The organism is Polynucleobacter sp. MWH-UH25E, assembly GCF_018687095.1.
GTDB lineage: Bacteria > Pseudomonadota > Gammaproteobacteria > Burkholderiales > Burkholderiaceae > Polynucleobacter.
Genome location: NZ_CP061286.1, coordinates 788,292 through 802,638, shown reverse-complemented (window position 1 = coordinate 802,638; position 14,347 = coordinate 788,292). Strand labels below are relative to the sequence as shown.

Genomic DNA, 14,347 nt, shown 5'->3' with positions numbered 1-14,347 from the left:
GAGGTTGGTTTACTTCACATGAATAATCTTCAGAGTATTAGTACCCCCTGGTTCGCCCATTGGCTCGCCTGAGGTAAGTACTACGGTAGCACCTTGCTTAACAGCGCCCAGACCCTTTAAACACGCCTCAACCTCTTGCAAGGCGGTATCTCTATCCTTGGTGTAATCCAATCCAATTGGAGTGACATTGCGGTAAGTACTCAAAGCGCGTTGTGTTGCAATCTTCGAAGTCAATGCAAAGATTGGCACATGAATATTATGACGACTCATCCAAATTGCAGTTGATCCTGAGTCGGTTAAAGCGGCGATCGCATCAGCATTGAGATGGTGAGCAGTAAACAAAGCGCCCAAGGCAATCGTCTGATCAATACGTGTAAATGTTTGATCCAAGAAGTCTGTCTCCAATTTGACACGATCAGACTTTTCAGCCTCTACACAAATCTCCGCCATCGCCTTAATCGTTTGCACAGGGTACATACCCGCCGCAGATTCCGCCGAGAGCATCACTGCATCAGTGCCATCAAGTACCGCATTGGCCACGTCACTTACCTCAGCGCGAGTTGGTACAGGAGCATTAATCATCGATTCCATCATTTGTGTTGCGGTGATGGTGAACTTATCGGCTTCTCGCGCCCAAGCAATCATGCGCTTTTGTAAAGCAGGTACTGCAGCATTGCCCACTTCAATTGCAAGATCACCACGGGCCACCATAATGCCGTCACTCTCAGCAATAATGCTTTTTAGTGCTTCTGGCGCAATTGCTTCAGCACGCTCTACTTTGGCAATCGTTCTGACTTTGCCAACGCCGTGCTTTTTACTGGCCGCATCAGCAAGCTTACGGGCATAAGCCATGTCGGCACCATCTTTAGGAAAACTGATAGCTAAAAAATCAACGCCCATCGCAATCGCCGCATCTAAATCAGCAATATCTTTTTCAGTCAGCGCAGGTGCAGTCAAACCACCACCCGCACGGTTAATGCCCTTGTTATTGGAAAGCGGCCCACCCTGTTCAACCAGTGTCAATATTTTCCCACCCTGAACACTTTCGACGCGCAATACCACCAAGCCATCGTTTAATAACAACCGATCACCCTGCTTCACATCATTTGGAAGCTCTTTGTAATCCAAACCAACACAATCTTGATTGCCCAGCTCGCAATTCACATCCAAAGTAAATTTATCGCCTTCTTTGAGCAATATTTTGGTGTCGGCAAATTTACCTACGCGAATCTTTGGCCCCTGTAAATCAGCCATGATGCCAACTTCTTTGCCAACTTCAGCAGAAATACTACGCACCAAATCATGACGCGCCTTGTGATCAGCAACAGTGCCATGAGAAAAGTTCATACGCACGACATCGACACCCGCACGAATCATCTCGCGCAAGACTTCCGGTTTTTCAGAAGCCGGTCCTAAAGTCGCAATGATTTTGGTTGCTCTAAGCATATTTAATCTTTCGCTCTCTCAGCTAGCACTGCGAAGGCTGGCAGTGTTTTGCCTTCTAAGAATTCCAAGAACGCACCACCGCCAGTAGAGATGTAATCCACTTGATTTTCAATACCGTATTTGGCGATCGCCGCTAAGGTATCGCCGCCACCAGCAATAGAGAATGCGGGAGAGTGTGCAATTGCAGCCGCCAACATTTTTGTGCCGCCACCAAATTGATCAATCTCAAATACACCAAGTGGCCCATTCCAAACAATGGTTCCCGCATGAGCCAGCATGATAGAGAGTCGTGCGGCGGTCTTGGGTCCGATATCTAAAATCATGTCATCTTCAGCAACTTGATCTGCTGGCACTCGGTTTGCGCGCGCCAGTGGGGACAGTTCGTTTGCGACCACCACATCTTCTGGAATAGGTACATGAGCTCCGCGCTTTTCCATGAGATCCATAATCTCTTTAGCTTCATTCACTAAATCAGGCTCTGCCAATGACTTTCCAATAGGCAAACCTTTAGCCAACATGAATGTATTGGCAATACCACCACCAACAATAAGCTCATCTACTTTTTCAGAGAGGGCCTTCAAGATGGTTAACTTAGAAGACACTTTTGAGCCGGCAACAATTGCCACCAATGGACGCTTAGGGCTTGCGAGTGCACGGCTTAATGCATCTAATTCAGCAGCCATCAGTGGACCAGCGCAAGCAACTGGTGCAAATTTAGCAACGCCGTTTGTGGTTGCTTCAGCACGATGCGCAGTACCAAAAGCATCATTTACATAGACATCACAGAGTGAAGCAATTTTCTTTGCCAACTCATCGCTATTCTTTTTCTCGCCCACATTTAAGCGACAGTTTTCCAGAAGCACTACTTCACCTGGATTCACTTCAAATCCACCTTCAACCCAATCACTAATCAAAGGCACTTTGCGATTCAGCAATGTTGCAATCCGATCCGCAACTGGCGCCAAACTATCCTCAGGCTTAAATTGACCTTCAGTAGGACGACCTAAGTGGGAAGTCACCATCACAGCAGCTCCGGCATCCAAACACATCTGCACGGCAGGCATGGATGCACGAATACGGGTGTCCTCGGTAATATTGCCAGCGTCATCTTGAGGAACGTTTAGGTCAGCGCGAATCAACACTCGCTTACCCTTTAATTGGCCCGATTGGGCTAATTCGCTTAAACGCTTCACTTTAAATAAGGATTCAGGCATGAGATAGGCTAAATATGGTGGTTTATGGGGAATACTCCATTCTAAATCGTCCCGCCCTACAACCCCCTGGGTCCTTGCCTACAAATGGGGTCGCCTGCTCTACAATAGAGGCTTGGACGCACCCTGAGCCAATTGGTCATAGACCGCCTGGCCTGGCGCCCCGATTAATCCGCTATTTACAGATAGCCTATAGACACAAAAGGTAGAAAAAATGTCGATGTCCGACCGCGATGGTTTTATTTGGTCCGATGGGAAGCTGATTCCTTGGCGTGAAGCAAATGTTCACGTATTAACCCACAGCCTACATTACGGAATGGGCGTATTTGAGGGTATTCGCGCCTATAAAACAGCCCAAGGCACTGCTATTTTTCGCCTACCAGAGCACGTAAAGCGCTTATTCAATGGCACCAAAATCTTTCAAATGAGCATGCCATATAGCCCTGAAGAGATTAGTAAGGGCATTATTGATGTCATTAATAGCAATAAGCTCGAAGCCTGCTACATCCGCCCGATCATCTTCATCGGGTCGCAAAAACTCGGTATCTCCCCTAAAGGCAACAGCATACACACCTCAATCGCCGCCTGGGAATGGGGTGCTTATTTGGGCGAAGATGGCATTAACAAAGGTATTCGCGTTAAAACATCCTCCTTCACACGCCACTTTGTAAATTCATCTTTGGTTCGCGCTAAAGCCTCTGGCTATTACATCAACTCCATTTTGGCCAATCAAGAAGTAACTGCCAATGGATACGATGAGGCATTGTTGCTCGATACAGAAGGTTACGTTTCAGAAGGTTCTGGCGAAAACCTCTTTATGGTTCGCAACGGAATTGTTTACACCCCAGACCTAGCCTCTTGCCTAGATGGCATCACCCGTGACTCCGTCATTCAGATTGCTAAAGATCTTGGCTATGAAGTACGTGAGAAACGTTTAACACGTGATGAAGTGTATTCAGCCGACGAAGCATTCTTTACCGGAACTGCTGCCGAGGTAACTCCAATCCGCGAACTTGATGATCGCACGATTGGTGATGGCAAACGTGGCCCGATTACTGAAAAAATCCAGAAGACTTACTTCGATGCTGTTTACGGCAGAAATGATAAGTACAAATCTTGGCTCACCTTCGTTAAATAAGTTAATCGTATTTAACTCCTAGAAAGCAAGTGATGACTCAATCTCAAGCTGTGATGGTCGACGGCAAAGATCTTCCTTTACATTGCCCTACAAATAAAACGCCTGCATGGAACTCTCATCCACGCGTCTTTTTGGATATCACAAAGACCGGGGAAGCAAAGTGCCCATACTGTGGCACTGAGTACAAACTCATCCCTGGCACTGAGCCACACGGGCACTGATTCGTATCAGCACCCCATTCATTAAGGGGTGCTGAGTCGGGATACATCTCATGCAAGGTATTCTGATCATCGCCCCAAACTGGATTGGGGATGCCGTCATGACGCAGCCACTATTAGCTGCTCTCAAAACTCAATACCCAGCCTCAAAAATTGATGTGCTTGCTAGCAATTGGGTAGCACCTATTTATCGCGCATGTACCGAAGTCAACGATGTAATCGAAGCCGATTTTCAGCATAAACAATTGCAGTGGGGATTGCGCAAGCAATTAGCAAAAGATCTTCAAGAAAAAAACTATCAAGCTTGTTTTGTCCTTCCAAATAGCCTGAAGTCAGCACTCATCCCCTGGCTAGCAAACATCCCTTTTCGGGTTGGCTACCGTGGTGAGCTGCGCTTTGGATTGATTAATGTGGCGCTCGATAACCCAAGCAAAGTGAATCGCCCACCAATGGTAGAACATTACTTAGCTCTGGGCGAATTGCTTTCGCATGGTGAATTACCTGTGGCAAGATCACTTACGCCTAAGCTTAATGTTGCTGCAACTGCCAGCCAATCTATCAACAAAAAATTATCAGATGCAAATATTGATCCCAACTCAGTATTTGTTTTTTGTCCAGGTGCTGAATACGGACCAACCAAACGCTGGCCCGCTCCTCACTTCGCAGCATTAGCAAACAGTCTTGCCCATACTCACACAAATGCACACATCATTCTTCTGGGTGGCAAGGGCGATCATCAACTAGCCGAAGAAATTCTTCAGCAATCCCAGAATCGAGCAAATATTCATAACTGGTGTGGCAATACATCTCTAGATGAGGCTATCGCATTAATTGGCGCAGCTAAAGCCGTTGTCAGCAACGATTCTGGATTGATGCATATTGCCGCAGCACTCAAAACACCCCAAGTGGCTATTTTTGGCTCAAGCGATCCTGCACACACTCCACCATTATCAGAAATGGCCAAAGTGCTTTGGCTCAATCTCCCTTGCAGCCCTTGCCACAAAAAAGAATGTCCTCTTGGCCATCTAAAGTGTCTAAATGACATCCTCCCGCAACAAGTATTCGCTACACTGAATACCTTGCTATAGCCCACAGGAAACTAGCTATGACTAAACTCGCTAGACTTTTTCATAATGCCGATGAAGTAGTTGATGCTTGGCGCGATGCTCTACGCCACCGCGATGTTCAAGGCGCACTAGCAATCTGGTTAGATGACGACTCTATTACCTGTGTACTACCAGAAGGACATCGACTCAGTGGGCACGCTGAAATTCGGGACGGCCTTGAAAGATTACTCTCAAAACAAGCCTTATTCTTAGAGCCTATCGCCTGTATCAGCCACTCCATTTTAGGAGCGGCAGTTTATGACACGACTGAAGCCGTTCATTTGAGGGCAGATCAAATTGAAGCGGAGTTTTTTCTAAACATCACGTTGGTGCTCTTGCAAGATAGTCAAGGTTGGCGCATTGCGCATTTGCATGCCAGCCGGTCAACTGACGACACCTTCGACGCACCATCAACACCCCACGGTTTCCACTAAATCAATGGATGAGCAAGTATTACGCTCACTCATTAAATGGCCTAATGTGCCGGATTGCTATGGTTGGCTTGCTTTAGATCGTAGAGGCCAGTGGCGTATGCGAGATGAATTCGCCCAGCAAAATAGATTGCCAGGCCAAGTAATTGAACACACCGCCCTTAAAGAATTTATTAACCGCAATTACGCATGCGATCAATCTGGCAGATACTTTTTCCAGAATGGTCCACAACGGGTATTTATTACTCTAACTAATACCCCATGGGTTGCACGCATCATCCCCGGTGAGGATGGTCTAAAGATGATTACACAATGCCAGACTGAGATCAATCCGAGCTCGGCCCTAAGCGATGAAAACGGTAATATTTACATTGCTGGATTTATAAAGCAAAGCATTTGTAAAGATTTAGCAACTCAACGGTTTGAGACAGCAGATTATCTTGGTATTGCCCTACTTCATGATCACGACCTGGATCAATTTTCTGAACTAGCCAAATTACGCGAGGAAGCATGCAGTTTTGGGGGTTCATGGAACTGGCAAGGCAAGCAGCTAGCACTAGATCCTATTCACTCAGATGAACTGGGCAAGCGCTTTGGATTCATCAAAGAACCCATGCCACTTTAATGGGCCAATGCTAGCCAGGGAATTGTTTTCCCTGATCCTTTAATTCATCTCGATACTGCCGCTGCATTTCTCTAAGGCGCGCATCAATACTAGAGCTTTGATAAAAATCAGCGCCGCCCGCGCTTCGTGCAATCTTGAGTTGTTCAATAGCAGAGGGCCATGCCCCCTCTAAGGCGTACTTTTCACCCAAAGCAAAATGGCGCATTGGAACATTGTTTGCTTGATCGTAGGCATTAGATAGCATGCTCCACCACAAAATCTCATTGGGTTGTGAGCGTGTTCGCGCCTTTAACCAAGTAATGGCATCGTTTGTACGCCCCATCTTGAGCTCCGCATTCACCATTGCGGCACCGGCAGCATATGACTGAGGGTAGGCGCGTAAAGCATTCTGCGCAATTTGCAGCGCCTCTTCATTTCTACCTTTTGCCAAAGCCAATTCAGAGGCAGTGATTTCTAGCGACAAACTTTGACGCTGAATTGGAGAGCCTGGTGCGCTTGCTTTCTGAGCTAAATTACGTGCTTGCTGTAAATCAGATTCAGCTTGATCCCACTTTCCTTGTCGCTGCGCGATCAAAGCCAAGCCATAGAAACCTTCCATTTGCTTGCCTACTTGGGATTGCTTACTCAAGCTATCAAATGTGTTTTTTAAGTCATAGAGACCACTGGAACTACCCGCTTGTTCCATTCGTGCTCGGGCTTTAATGAAATAAAACTCCACAGCCGTGGGAACATTTCGTGCTGGAACAGTGCGCGCCCGATCTTGCATATCTGCAATACGATCCGTTGTGAGCGGGTGAGTGCGGACATAAGTAGGAACACCTTTGTCCATAATTCCAGTAGCCTTTTGCAAGCGTTGGAAAAACCCAGGAGCGCCATTGACGTCATACCCACTGGCATCCAAAATCTGAAAGCCAATGCGATCCGCTTCTCGCTCCGCATCCCTAGAATAAGAAAGTTGATTATTAATCGCAGCAGCTTGACCACCTTGCATTAAACCTGCAGCTGCTTGAGGATTACGTGACATTGCTAAAGCACCCAGCACCATGCCAGCAATCGCAATCATCGTATTCGTAGTTTGCTTGTCCATCTGTCTAGCCAAGTGGCGCTGCAATACGTGGCCCGTTTCATGCCCCATAACCGAAGCCACTTCAGAGTCAGACTCTGCACTCACCAGCAGCCCAGTATGAAACCCAATAAATCCACCAGGCAATGCAAACGCATTAATACTGCTGTCCTTCACGGCAAATAATTCAAAGTTGTAAGCGCCACTTCCTTGCTCATTTGCTCCACCAAGCTGCAACTTTTTAGCGGCCTGCAATAGACGCCTCTCCATTTGATTGAGATAGTCGTAAATGGGTAAATCGTTGGAATAATCTGCATCTGGACGAATCTGACGCATGATCATTTCGCCATACTTACGCTCATCTACTCGACTCAATGCATCACCACCAGGATCACCCATATCCGGCAACACAATCGCAGGCTGACTTTGTAAGCTACTTCGGGTTGGGGCATTCGCAGGGCGTGCATCTGGAGACTGCATAGCGCGATTGATATTGGAGATTGCCGCTGAATTACCCTCTACCGAAACATCGCCTGCTGGAGCAGCCCCAGCAGAATAAGCGGGCGAAGTGTAAGAACACCATAAGGCAAATACAAGCTGACCCGCCACTATGCGACGCCAAATTGCGGTATTTTGTCCTGACTTTATTTCCTTCATCCCTATATGGTAAAACTTATCCCATGAACAAACTAACTCATTTTGATGCCAGTGGCCAAGCCCATATGGTAAATGTAGGAGATAAGCCCCATACCCATCGTATTGCCATTGCGACCGGCAAGATTACAATGCTTCCAGAGACCTTCAAAATGGTAGAGGGTGGCACCCACAAAAAAGGTGATGTGCTTGGAATCGCCAGGATTGCAGGTATACAAGGCTCCAAGAAAACCCCGGATTTAATTCCGCTTTGCCACCCGCTGGCATTAACCCATGTCAGCCTAGAGTTTCAGCTTGAACCAAAAACCAATAGCATTAGCTGCCAAGTTAGAACAGAAACAACTGGACCAACTGGTGTTGAAATGGAAGCCCTCACCGCGGTCCAAGTAGCCTTACTCACAATCTACGATATGTGCAAAGCAGTCGATAGAGGCATGATGATGGGTGATATCAAGCTGCTTGAGAAGAGTGGTGGCAAGTCTGGTGAGTGGAAAGCGACCGAGTAAACAATGGCCCGATTAATACGGAAAGCATATCTAAGTACGCACGAAGACACCCAATAAAAAGACCGCCCAAAGGCGGTCTTTCTTTACTAAGCAGCTTTGATTACAAACCGACTGTATAAGTTGCCATCACAGTAGTCGTAGAAACAGCCTGGTATGGCTCTTGACGGTAAATACCAGTTACACCGATGCGTTGATTCTTCTCAACATCATAGTAAGTACCAACAGTAGCTGTTGCTCTTGTTTTCACTGGATTAGAGTTGAAATTCACTGGGGTTAAACCAGATACGCCAGTGGCACTGAGTGAGCCATTAGCTGTATTTGTATCGCTCTCTATGCCAGCACTTGCAAATACAGCCGCTTGTGGAACAAACTTGTATGAGGCACCTACACCAGCCAATACAGTAGTAGCGTTGGTATTAAGAGCTGAGTAAGTTAATGGCGCAGTTACAGCGCTAGTTGCGCTTTCCGTATAGCCACCCATATTGTTCTGTGTATAACGAATACCAGCATATGGAGACACAATGACATCTTTAGCAACACCAAAACCATATTTAGCAACTGCTTGAGCACCTTGACTGTTGAGTTGTGAGCTACCAGAACCAGCTTCCGAGGCTGTTGAACCTGCGCCAACTACTTGGCGTGTAATGGTTGTGTTCTTTTGACCATAAGCAGCAGATACCTTAACTTCAGTACCAGTGCCATCTTGTTTTTCATTCCAAGCACCAAACAGACCAATCAATGGTGTGTTGTTGCCCAAGTTAACTGTAGAGCCAGCATTATTTACAGATAAATTCTGGTCTATGTAAGCGCCAATACGATAGTTGTTATCAATACGATATCCACCAATCAATAAGCCGCTGGTGTTATTCAAACCATTAGCAGCTGACACAGCAGTATTACGACCGCCAGCTGATACGCAAACACCATTTGCACCAAAGTCCGCACAGTCATAGCTAAAGCTATTGGCTAATACTGAGTTCTGGAGCGTGTAGATACTTTGTAGCGATGAGGCTGTATTTACAAGAGAAGTCTGCGTGTTGGCAACAGATGGGCCGCCAGCACCAAGAGTCACAAGCGCCCAATATGCAGAGCTTGAATCATTAACGCCATAGTTACCAATAGCCATACTAAAACTGCTGTCCCAATATGCAACAGTAGAAGCACCACCACTATTTAGGTATGCAAAATATGGTCCTACATGGCTGCCACCAATTGTGTTAACTGCTGGATTCCAAGTTGGCAAGGCTGCAGCCAAACTTCTAGCCAAAGAAAGGCTTGAAACTAATTGTGCTCCATTGCTTACAGCAGTAGGCCAAGTCTCTAGCGGGGACAAGGTTACTGTGTAAGTGGTACCTCCAACTGTCGCTGTAGTGGAAGATTGAGCATGCACGCCAACTGACATAAATCCTCCAGCAACGAATACTGAAGTAACTGCCACTTTTTTTAGATTGAATAATTTCATTGTTTTTATTAAGAAATGCCGTCATTTAACGGCGTTTAAGGTAATTTTTGGCAAGCAAGATTATTCCAAAAACGTGCTTTAAGAGCAAGGTTTTACTTATATAAAGTGCCATTAATTCCCAATAAAACAACGTGTTAGACGCAGAGAAATAACTTTAGGTTGGTGGCGACCTACTGAACGGAAAGCCTAATCAAGTCATAGGTATGAACCACTTAACTAGTGGCTCATACACTCTTAAGACTTACTTACTGATTCTGCACTCAGAAGGCAATAGCTGCGGAATTAAATTGGTTTGAGTAGATCTACAAGACCAGCCACCAGCCCAAGTTGCACCTTCTGGCATAGATAAATCAATTGGTTTCGGTGAATTCGCATCCGGCTCATTGGTGGGCACCAGATGCAAGGTATTTTTACCCTCTGGCGCAACGCTAACCTGGTAGTCAATTGCAATAGCCCCTGATGGAGTAATTTCAATTAACTTTACGCTGCGAGTGGGCGTAAATGTAAATGAGCCATGAGTAGCTTCATCCATTGGAACAGTGCCGCGACTAGCAAATGCTTCTGTTACAGCGAGCTTGGCGCTTGACGATAGATTCATTCCCTCTACGACACGAGTTCGAGCAATATAGTCTTGATATTGCGGCACCGCTACCGCTACCAAGATGCCAATAATGGCCACCACAACCATCACTTCAATCAACGTAAATCCAGCTTCGCGTTGATCTTTTACTTCTTGAATTGCTTGAGGACTTGTTTTCATATCTTCTACTCCTGAGGTCAAATACCTCATATTCCAGTCTATACCTCCTTTGAACAAGGTAAAAGAAAATAAAAAAGCCGGCTATAGAAGCCGGCTAATTTTGATTTTTTACTCAGAAATAAATTACGCTTTGTTTAGCGCTTTTTTAGCGCCTTATTTAGCCTCTTTACTGGCATTTTTTTTCTTCAAGTATGAGCCTAGCAGAATAACAATCGCCACACCAATGCCCTCAAAAATCATATGGGCATCCTCGAATGCAGCCTGCATTGACTCTTTAATTGCAGGATCTTCCACTAACATACCGCCCGCCAAAAGGCCCAATAAGCCAGCACCTAAAGTAATAATGATCGGAAAGCGATCCATTACTTTTAATAACATTGTGCTGCCAAAAATAATCAAAGGAATAGATAAACCAAGGCCAATGATGAGCAAAGCCAACCGAGTTTCTTCTGGCCCTTTTTGTGCAGCGGCAGCAACAGCAAGCACGTTATCTAAACTCATTACCAAATCAGCAACCAGAATGGTACGAATAGCTCCCCAGATATTGGAACTACCCTCCATCTCTCCTTCATCGTCACTATCAGCTAATAATTGAACCCCGATATACACCAATAGAATCGCGCCGATAATCTTTAGATAGGGTAAGGTTAATAACTGGACTGCGGTCACAGTTAACACAACGCGCAAAATAATCGCAGCGGCGCTACCCCAAAAAATCGCTTTCTTTTGCTGATGGACGGGCAAGTTACGAGATGCCAAAGCGATCACTACCGCGTTATCTCCTGATAACAAGATATTGGCAACAATGATTGATAGAAGTGCAGCCCAAAACGCTGGGCCTGAAAATGCTGAAAAATCCATTGCGTCTCCCTACTGTATTTATCTTTTTATTTACAACACTTCGAATACTACAAAAAGGGCGCCGTTTTTGCAGCGCCCTTTTCTAATTACAACATTGCCTTCAATAGCGCAGCCATCTCGGATGGGTTCTTAGTTACCTTGAAGCCACACTCTTCCATTACAGCGAGCTTGGCATCAGCGGTATCTGCACCACCAGAAATCAATGCGCCTGCATGACCCATACGTTTGCCTGGAGGAGCAGTAACACCAGCAATGAAGCCAACTACAGGCTTCTTCATGTTTTCTTTACACCAGCGCGCTGCTTCAGCTTCATCTGGACCACCGATTTCACCGATCATGATGACAGCATCAGTCTCTGGATCTTCGTTGAACATACGCATCACATCAATATGCTTAAGACCATTGATTGGATCACCACCAATACCAACGGCTGTAGATTGACCTAAGCCAATTGCAGTTAATTGACCTACGGCTTCGTATGTCAAAGTACCAGAACGGCTTACAACACCAATGCGGCCCTTCTTGTGAATATGGCCAGGCATGATACCGATTTTGATTTCATCAGGAGTAATAATTCCTGGGCAGTTAGGACCAAGCAATAAAGTCTTTTTGCCGCCCTTTGCTTCTTTAGCCTTCATCTTGTTGCGTACTTCAAGCATGTCGCGCACTGGAATGCCTTCTGTAATGCAGATAACAAAATCAAGGTCAGCATCAACGGCTTCCCAAATCGCAGCAGCTGCACCAGGAGGCGGAACATAAATAACTGAGGTTGTTGCCCCTGTTTGCTGAGCAGCTTCTTTTACTGTTGCATAAATTGGAATATCAAAAATAGATTCGCCAGCTTTTTTCGGATTCACGCCAGCAACAAAACAGTTTTTACCGTTTGCGTATTCCTGACATTTTTCAGTATGAAACTGACCGGTCTTACCAGTAATACCTTGTGTAATGACTTTGGTGTTTTTATTAATCAAAATAGACATATTGAAATTCCTGGATTATTTGTTTTTAGCAACAGCAGCAACTACCTTAGTAGCAGCTTCGGCCATTGAGTCGGCACTAATAATTGGCAAACCTGAATCAGCAAGAATCTTCTTGCCGAGCTCTTCGTTTGTACCCTTCATGCGGACCACCAAAGGTACTGTGAGGTTTACCGCTTTACATGCTGTAACAACACCATCAGCAATCACATCACAACGCATGATTCCACCAAAGATGTTGACCAAAATGGCTTCAACGCTCTTGTTTTTCAACATGATTTTGAATGCTTCAGTTACCTTCTCTGCAGTAGCGCCGCCACCAACGTCCAAGAAGTTTGCTGGCTCACCACCAAATAACTTAATGGTATCCATCGTTGCCATCGCTAAACCTGCACCATTCACTAAGCAACCAATATTTCCATCTAAGGAGATGTAAGCAAGATCAAATTTAGACGCTTCAATTTCCGCAGCATCTTCTTCATCAATATCGCGATATGCCACAATTTCTGGATGACGGAACAATGCATTTGGATCGAAGTTGAACTTAGCATCCAAAGCCTTGATCTTGCCATTGCCTTCAAGGATCAATGGGTTGATCTCTACTAAAGATGCATCGGTATCCCAATAGGTCTTGTACAAATTCTTGAACACATCGCGTGCCATTGGAATAGAGGCCTCAGGAACACCAATTCCTTTTGCCACAATGTCGCAATCTGCATCAGTCAACCCGACCAATGGATCAATAAACACTTTAATAATTTTTTCTGGATGTGACTCAGCCACTTCCTCAATATCCATGCCGCCTTCGCTAGAAGCCATGATCACATTCTTTTGTGTCGCACGGTCTGTAACGATACTGAAGTAATACTCTTTTTTAATATCTGCCCCATCTTCGATCAAAAGACGATTTACTTTTTGACCTTCTGGGCCAGTTTGGTGTGTCTTAAGTTGCATACCCAAGATTTCAGAAGCGTATTTCTTCACTTCATCCATGCTCTTAGCCAACTTCACGCCACCACCCTTACCGCGTCCACCAGCATGAATCTGTGCCTTCACAACCCATACAGGGCCACCTAGTTTTTCTGCGGCTTTTACCGCCTCATCAACACTAAACGCAGGAATGCCGTTTGGAACAGGCACATTAAATTGGCGCAGAAGTTCTTTGCCTTGGTACTCGTGAATTTTCATAATTACTCCGAAACGGTATCTTTTTTAGCAAGTGATGAGGATTTAAAAACAATGTCGCCAAAATCCCATACTTACTCAGGAATAGCTAAATTAGCCAATTTTTGAATAAATGCGAACGGCTTGACCGACTCTCTAAGTCTATCATGTTGCAATGCCGCAAATAGGGTTTTCGGATCCGTAATTGCCCTAATCGGGGGTCTGGCCACCAATAATCTTTGCAACCACATCTAGGCCAAATCCCTTGCTGGCCAAGAAGCGATATTGCCTTGCACGCTCCTTCTGGTCTTGAGCTTTTACCCCATATTTTTTTGACCAAAGCTCATACGCTCGCTCAAACTCAGTCTCCCTCAAATCTGCCAGGAGTTTGGCTGACTGTTGGGTATCTACACCTGCTCTTTGGAGGTCTTCCTGAATTTTGCGAGCGCCATAACGTTCGCTGCGACGCCGAACCAGCGCTTCCGCAAAACGCTCATCTGATAACCAACCTCGAGCCTCAAAATCATCAAGAACTGCCTCAATGCTCAAAGCGCTTGCTTCTGAAGTTGATTCCGCTTCAGTCAACTTTGCCCAACGTGCCTCAGATTCAACAAGCTTTGCCGCCAAACTTTTGCGACTGTATTCTCGTAAGGACAAAAGACGCAAAGCCCGAGCTTTGAGACTCGGGCTTTGTTTATGCTTTTTGTTACTGACTTCTGTCATTG

The 14,347-nt window shown here is 45.7% G+C and carries 15 protein-coding genes; 6 read left to right on the top strand and 9 right to left on the bottom strand.

Annotated features, from left to right (window positions below; genetic code table 11):
* Positions 1-9 precede the first annotated feature (9 nt).
* Both pyk and ICV39_RS04335 read right to left on the bottom strand, forming a co-directional pair.
* A complete protein-coding gene (gene pyk, locus ICV39_RS04340; RefSeq protein WP_215390644.1) occupies positions 10-1,446 on the bottom strand; it encodes a pyruvate kinase in 1,437 nt (478 codons plus the stop codon).
* Between the two features lie 2 nt (positions 1,447-1,448).
* Positions 1,449-2,660: a phosphoglycerate kinase gene (locus ICV39_RS04335; RefSeq protein ID WP_215390643.1), complete on the bottom strand. Its 1,212-nt coding sequence runs from the start codon at positions 2,658-2,660 to the stop codon at positions 1,449-1,451.
* Positions 2,661-2,871: 211 nt separating this feature from the next.
* Between ICV39_RS04335 and ICV39_RS04330 the strand changes: the two genes are divergently transcribed.
* From ICV39_RS04330 to ICV39_RS04310, 5 genes are read left to right on the top strand one after another with little or no spacing between them, the layout of a single operon-like run.
* Positions 2,872-3,795 (top strand): branched-chain amino acid transaminase, encoded by a 924-nt coding sequence (locus ICV39_RS04330; protein WP_215390642.1) that lies wholly within the window; start codon positions 2,872-2,874, stop codon positions 3,793-3,795.
* 32 nt (positions 3,796-3,827) lie between these two features.
* Positions 3,828-4,016, top strand: a complete 189-nt coding sequence (locus tag ICV39_RS04325; protein ID WP_215390641.1) for a zinc-finger domain-containing protein — start codon at positions 3,828-3,830, stop codon at positions 4,014-4,016.
* Between the two features lie 50 nt (positions 4,017-4,066).
* On the top strand, positions 4,067-5,101 hold the full coding sequence (gene waaF, locus ICV39_RS04320; RefSeq protein WP_215390640.1) for a lipopolysaccharide heptosyltransferase II: 1,035 nt from the start codon (positions 4,067-4,069) through the stop codon (positions 5,099-5,101).
* Positions 5,102-5,118: 17 nt separating this feature from the next.
* On the top strand, positions 5,119-5,553 hold the full coding sequence (locus ICV39_RS04315) for a nuclear transport factor 2 family protein (protein ID WP_215390639.1): 435 nt from the start codon (positions 5,119-5,121) through the stop codon (positions 5,551-5,553).
* Positions 5,554-5,557: 4 nt separating this feature from the next.
* The gene (locus tag ICV39_RS04310) at positions 5,558-6,175 is read left to right on the top strand and encodes a DUF2946 family protein (RefSeq protein WP_215390638.1); all 618 of its coding nucleotides are present in this window, start codon (positions 5,558-5,560) and stop codon (positions 6,173-6,175) included.
* Positions 6,176-6,185: 10 nt separating this feature from the next.
* Here the strand turns inward: ICV39_RS04310 and ICV39_RS04305 are convergent, their stop codons facing one another.
* On the bottom strand, positions 6,186-7,895 hold the full coding sequence (locus ICV39_RS04305) for a M48 family metalloprotease (RefSeq protein WP_215390637.1): 1,710 nt from the start codon (positions 7,893-7,895) through the stop codon (positions 6,186-6,188).
* Positions 7,896-7,918: 23 nt separating this feature from the next.
* On the opposite strand from ICV39_RS04305, the gene moaC reads away from it, so the two are divergent.
* On the top strand, positions 7,919-8,398 hold the full coding sequence (moaC, locus tag ICV39_RS04300) for a cyclic pyranopterin monophosphate synthase MoaC (protein ID WP_215390636.1): 480 nt from the start codon (positions 7,919-7,921) through the stop codon (positions 8,396-8,398).
* A 100-nt stretch (positions 8,399-8,498) separates the two neighbouring features.
* On the opposite strand, the gene ICV39_RS04295 is transcribed toward moaC, so the two are convergent.
* The 6 genes from ICV39_RS04295 to recX all read right to left on the bottom strand — a co-directional run bounded on the left by ICV39_RS04295 (position 8,499) and on the right by recX (position 14,345).
* Positions 8,499-9,860 carry an autotransporter outer membrane beta-barrel domain-containing protein gene (locus ICV39_RS04295; RefSeq protein ID WP_215390635.1) on the bottom strand — a complete coding sequence of 454 codons (1,362 nt, stop codon included), beginning with the start codon at positions 9,858-9,860 and terminating at the stop codon, positions 8,499-8,501.
* A 241-nt stretch (positions 9,861-10,101) separates the two neighbouring features.
* Positions 10,102-10,620: a pilin gene (locus tag ICV39_RS04290; protein WP_215390634.1), complete on the bottom strand. Its 519-nt coding sequence runs from the start codon at positions 10,618-10,620 to the stop codon at positions 10,102-10,104.
* Between the two features lie 153 nt (positions 10,621-10,773).
* A complete protein-coding gene (locus ICV39_RS04285; protein WP_215390633.1) occupies positions 10,774-11,481 on the bottom strand; it encodes a TerC family protein in 708 nt (235 codons plus the stop codon).
* Between the two features lie 86 nt (positions 11,482-11,567).
* Positions 11,568-12,461, bottom strand: a complete 894-nt coding sequence (sucD, locus tag ICV39_RS04280) for a succinate--CoA ligase subunit alpha (protein WP_173956421.1) — start codon at positions 12,459-12,461, stop codon at positions 11,568-11,570.
* A 15-nt stretch (positions 12,462-12,476) separates the two neighbouring features.
* On the bottom strand, positions 12,477-13,646 hold the full coding sequence (gene sucC / locus ICV39_RS04275; RefSeq protein WP_215390632.1) for an ADP-forming succinate--CoA ligase subunit beta: 1,170 nt from the start codon (positions 13,644-13,646) through the stop codon (positions 12,477-12,479).
* Between the two features lie 186 nt (positions 13,647-13,832).
* Entirely contained in the window at positions 13,833-14,345 is a 513-nt protein-coding gene (gene recX, locus ICV39_RS04270) for a recombination regulator RecX (RefSeq protein ID WP_215390631.1), read from the bottom strand.
* Positions 14,346-14,347 lie beyond the last annotated feature (2 nt).

Excerpts from the sequence above, each read along its gene's own strand:
- pyk (WP_215390644.1), bottom strand. The coding sequence starts at position 1,446 with ATGCTTAGAGCAACCAAAATCATTGCGACTTTAGGACCGGCTTCTGAA.
- sucD (WP_173956421.1), bottom strand. The coding sequence starts at position 12,461 with ATGTCTATTTTGATTAATAAAAACACCAAAGTCATTACACAAGGTATT.
- ICV39_RS04335 (WP_215390643.1), bottom strand. The coding sequence starts at position 2,660 with ATGCCTGAATCCTTATTTAAAGTGAAGCGTTTAAGCGAATTAGCCCAA.
- ICV39_RS04305 (WP_215390637.1), bottom strand. The coding sequence starts at position 7,895 with ATGAAGGAAATAAAGTCAGGACAAAATACCGCAATTTGGCGTCGCATA.
- sucC (WP_215390632.1), bottom strand. The coding sequence starts at position 13,646 with ATGAAAATTCACGAGTACCAAGGCAAAGAACTTCTGCGCCAATTTAAT.
- ICV39_RS04290 (WP_215390634.1), bottom strand. The coding sequence starts at position 10,620 with ATGAAAACAAGTCCTCAAGCAATTCAAGAAGTAAAAGATCAACGCGAA.
- recX (WP_215390631.1), bottom strand. The coding sequence starts at position 14,345 with ATGACAGAAGTCAGTAACAAAAAGCATAAACAAAGCCCGAGTCTCAAA.
- ICV39_RS04310 (WP_215390638.1), top strand. The coding sequence starts at position 5,558 with ATGGATGAGCAAGTATTACGCTCACTCATTAAATGGCCTAATGTGCCG.
- ICV39_RS04315 (WP_215390639.1), top strand. The coding sequence starts at position 5,119 with ATGACTAAACTCGCTAGACTTTTTCATAATGCCGATGAAGTAGTTGAT.
- ICV39_RS04325 (WP_215390641.1), top strand. The coding sequence starts at position 3,828 with ATGACTCAATCTCAAGCTGTGATGGTCGACGGCAAAGATCTTCCTTTA.
- ICV39_RS04330 (WP_215390642.1), top strand. The coding sequence starts at position 2,872 with ATGTCGATGTCCGACCGCGATGGTTTTATTTGGTCCGATGGGAAGCTG.
- ICV39_RS04295 (WP_215390635.1), bottom strand. The coding sequence starts at position 9,860 with ATGAAATTATTCAATCTAAAAAAAGTGGCAGTTACTTCAGTATTCGTT.
- waaF (WP_215390640.1), top strand. The coding sequence starts at position 4,067 with ATGCAAGGTATTCTGATCATCGCCCCAAACTGGATTGGGGATGCCGTC.
- moaC (WP_215390636.1), top strand. The coding sequence starts at position 7,919 with ATGAACAAACTAACTCATTTTGATGCCAGTGGCCAAGCCCATATGGTA.
- ICV39_RS04285 (WP_215390633.1), bottom strand. The coding sequence starts at position 11,481 with ATGGATTTTTCAGCATTTTCAGGCCCAGCGTTTTGGGCTGCACTTCTA.